This is a genomic window from Mesorhizobium sp. M7A.F.Ca.CA.002.05.1.1, assembly GCF_003998335.1.
Classification (GTDB): Bacteria; Pseudomonadota; Alphaproteobacteria; order Rhizobiales; family Rhizobiaceae; genus Mesorhizobium.
Window position 1 is genome coordinate 1 of record NZ_RZQI01000643.1, and the last position, 3,487, is coordinate 3,487.

Genomic DNA, 3,487 nt, shown 5'->3' on the forward strand with positions numbered 1-3,487 from the left:
GAATGTCCTTGGTCTTCAGCAGCGCGACCTGACGGTTATACGGCACAGGCGGCGAATAGGCCGGAGGCACATGCATCTCGAGGAACGTCACCGTGACTTCGATGTCTTCCAGCGCGCCGTTTTCCACCGTCTTCATTCCTTGCCGATCACAACGGGGCCGGTCACGACAGGCGTGTCGGAAAGCCCGCCCCACTCCGTCCAGGAGCCGTCGTAAAGCCTGTTGTTTGTATGGCCAAGCGTTTCCAGCGCCAGCGTCACCACCGCCGCGGTAATACCGGAGCCGCATGAAGTGACGACAGGTTTCGACAGATCGATGCCGGCCTCCTCGATCACCTTGCGCAGACGGTCCTTCGACAGCAGCTCGCCATTTTCCGACAGCGCCGAATAGGGCAGATTGCGCGCGCCGGGCATATGGCCGGAGCGGATACCCGCGCGCGGCTCAGGTTCAGTGCCGGTGAAGCGGCCCGGTCCACGGGCGTCGGCGATCTGGCTCGCCTTGGTGTCGACGATCCCGCGCATGTCGGCGAGGCTGGCGACGCGCCCGGCGTCGAAATCGGCATGAAACACGCTTGGCGCGATCTTGGTCGGTTCGGCCGTCACCGGCCTGCCGGCGGCTTTCCAGCCATCGAAGCCGCCCTCCAGAATATAGGTCTGAAAGACGCCCATCACCCGGAACATCCACCACGCCCGGGGTGCGGAGAAGAAACCCGGCCCGTCGTAGACGACGATGGTGTCATCGGCCGAAACGCCCATGGCGCCGACATACTGGGCAAAATGCTGCGGCGACGGCAAGGTATGCGGCAGGGGCGAATCCGGGTCCGAAACGGCATCCTGATCGAGAAAACGTGCGCCCGGGATATGGGCCGACTCATACTCGCCGCGCGCATCGCGCCTCTGCGCCGGGAGATACCAGGATGCGTCGATGATCGTCAGGCCCGGCTCGCCGAGACGTTGCTGCAGCCAGTCTGCGTCGACGGTGAAGGGGCTGTCCTCGGCCATTTTGTTCTCCTGCTCGCTTTTTGGCGATCACTGTCCTGTTCAGTTTGCCGGCATCGGCCCAAAGCGGATGCGGAAGCGCCGGTTCTCGCGGCCCTTCTTCTCGATCTTGCCGATGTGGATTTCGCCGACTTCGGCGGTGCTTTTCACATGGGTGCCGCCGCAGGGCTGGCTGTCCACCGAAGCGTTGTCGCCGATACAAACCAGGCGGATCTTGCCTGTGCCCACCGGCGGCCGAACGTTCTTGGATTTCACCAGGCCGGGATTGGCGGCCAGGTCTTCGTCACTGATCAGCCTGACAAAGATCGGATGATCGGCCCGCACCAGGTCCATCAGCCCGGCGGTGACGTCCTCCTTGGTGAAGCCGGCATCCGGAGCGTCGAAGTCGACACGGCTGTCGTCCTCGGAAACCGAGGCACCGGTGATCGGGAACGGGCAGACGACGGTGAGCAGATGGCAAGCCGCGTGCATGCGCATCAGGAGATGCCGCCGCTCCCAGTCGATCGCCAGCCTCAGCGCCTCGCCTGGCTGCGGAACCGCCTGCTCCGGCGCCGGCACGTGTATGATCTCGTCCTTGGTCTCACCGGTGAGGGTGGCGGCAATGACGATACGGCTGCCGTCGCCGCGTTCGAGATACCCGGTATCGCCCGGTTGGCCGCCTGAAGTGGCGTAGAAGATGGTCCGGTCGAGGATGATACCGCCGCGATCGTTGACGGCAACGACCGTTGCGTCCGCCGTCCGCAGATAGGCATCGTCGCGAAACAGGGCGTCCGTCCTGTTTGCCATCACGCGACCTTTTCGAACGGCACCGGAATTGTGCTCTTCAGTTCCATCCAGCCTGGCACCGGCAGCTGCTTTTCGCGCAGGAATTCCGGGTTGAACAGTTTTGATTGATAGCGCGTGCCATAATCACAAAGAATGGTCACGATGGTGTGGCCGGGACCTAATTCCCTGCCCAGACGGATCGCGCCGGCTATGTTGATGCCGGTCGAGCCGCCGACGCAAAGGCCCTCTTCCTGGATCAGGTCGAAGACGATCGGCAGCGCATCCTCATCGGGGATCTGGAATGAAAAATCCGGCGTGAACCCTTCGAGATTGGCGGTGATGCGCCCCTGCCCGATGCCTTCGGTGATCGAGCTGCCTTCGGACTTCAGCTCGCCGCTGGTGTAGAAAGAATAGAGCGCGGCCCCCAGCGGATCGGCGAGCGCGATCTTCACATCCCGGCTTTTGGCCTTCAGTCCGGAGGCGACGCCGGCCAGCGTGCCGCCAGAACCGACCGCCGACACGAAACCGTCGACCTTGCCGCCGGTCTGGTTCCAGATCTCCTCCGCGGTGGTGCGGATATGGCCGTCACGGTTGGCGACATTGTCGAACTGGTTGGCCCAGATGGCGCCGTTCGGTTCTGTCTTTGCCAGTTGCTCGGCCAGCCGCCCCGACAGTTTCACGTAGTTGTTGGGATTCCTGTAGGGCACGGCCGGCACCTCGATCAGCTCAGCGCCGAGCAGCTTGATCGTGTCCTTCTTTTCCTGGCTCTGCGTATCGGGAATGACGATGACGGTCCGGTAGCCGAGCGCCTTGGCGACCAGCGTCAGCCCGATGCCGGTATTGCCCGCCGTTCCCTCGACGATCACGCCGCCGGGCTTCAGCAGCCCGCGCTTCTCGGCGTCGCGGATGATGAACAGGCCCGCACGATCCTTGACCGACTGGCCGGGATTCATGAATTCGGCCTTGCCCAGGATCTCGCAACCGGTTTGTTCCGAAGCTTTGTTGAGGCGGATCAGAGGCGTGTTGCCGATCGCGTCGATCACAGAACGGGGCATTCAGGATTCCTTGTGTAGGTGCGCCGAAACCCTAGAAACCCGAAGCTGCGGTTTCAAGGCAAGAATTTGTCTGGTCCAGTCGCATTTGCAGTGCTGTTGTTGCGTCGGCGCTTCCCGAGGCTGGCCTCTTGCGCCACTGTTCATTTCCGGCTGACGTTGAAAAGCGGCTTTTCATTCGATTTCTTCACCGCTAGAGCAATTCCAGGAAAAGTGTGAAACGGTTTTCCGTCCGGAATTGCGTAGAAACAAGGAGATAGAGCAGTTCGCCGTTTCCGTGAAACGGTGAACCGCTCTAGAGCAAAGCACCAACAAGTCGACAGGGCGCAGCATGACACTCTACCGGGCTAACCCGAAGCACGGCGTCGCCTGGATCACGGGCGGCTCAAGCGGCATCGGCCGTGCGCTGGCCAGGGATCTTGCTTCCCAGGGCTATGCCGTCGCGGTGACGGCGCTTGACGACGATCCGATCGACACGCTTGTCGTCGAGACCGCGCAGATGCCGGGCAGTGTCACGGCCTTTCCCTGCGATGTCACCGACGAGCCGCGCATGGCAAGAACCGTCGCCGCGATCGAGAAGGAGCTCGGTCCCATCGTGCTCGCCATCTTCAATGCAGGGAACTACATTTCGACGCCGGGGGAGAATCTTGTCGTCAACGACTTTCGCCGGTCCT

At 62.4% G+C, this 3,487-nt stretch carries 4 protein-coding genes and 1 pseudogene; 1 reads left to right on the forward strand and 4 read right to left on the reverse strand.

The features are described from left to right. The 4 genes and pseudogenes from EN939_RS39860 to EN939_RS25750 all read right to left on the reverse strand — a co-directional run. Window positions 1–136: pseudogene (locus tag EN939_RS39860) on the reverse strand (GNAT family N-acetyltransferase); the annotation flags it as partial. Then, complete coding sequence (gene sseA, locus EN939_RS25740) at window positions 133–999, reverse strand: 3-mercaptopyruvate sulfurtransferase (protein WP_127270594.1); 867 nt, start codon at window positions 997–999, stop codon at window positions 133–135. The gene sseA and the pseudogene EN939_RS39860, both read right to left, overlap by 4 nt. A 39-nt stretch (window positions 1,000–1,038) precedes the next feature. Continuing rightward, the gene (locus EN939_RS25745; protein WP_127270595.1) at window positions 1,039–1,782 is read right to left on the reverse strand and encodes an alanyl-tRNA editing protein; all 744 of its coding nucleotides are present in this window, start codon (window positions 1,780–1,782) and stop codon (window positions 1,039–1,041) included. Then, entirely contained in the window at window positions 1,782–2,816 is a 1,035-nt protein-coding gene (locus EN939_RS25750) for a cysteine synthase A (protein ID WP_127270597.1), read from the reverse strand. Before EN939_RS25750 ends, EN939_RS25745 begins: the two co-directional genes overlap by 1 nt. A 328-nt stretch (window positions 2,817–3,144) precedes the next feature. Here EN939_RS25750 and EN939_RS25755 point away from each other — a divergent pair. Further along, the coding region (locus tag EN939_RS25755) for an SDR family NAD(P)-dependent oxidoreductase (protein ID WP_127270598.1) at window positions 3,145–3,487 on the forward strand (343 nt) is incomplete at its 3' end.

Coding starts and splice junctions, on each gene's coding strand:
- EN939_RS25745 (WP_127270595.1), bottom strand. CDS start 1,782: ATGGCAAACAGGACGGACGCCCTGTTTCGCGACGATGCCTATCTGCGG.
- EN939_RS25750 (WP_127270597.1), bottom strand. CDS start 2,816: ATGCCCCGTTCTGTGATCGACGCGATCGGCAACACGCCTCTGATCCGC.
- sseA (WP_127270594.1), bottom strand. CDS start 999: ATGGCCGAGGACAGCCCCTTCACCGTCGACGCAGACTGGCTGCAGCAA.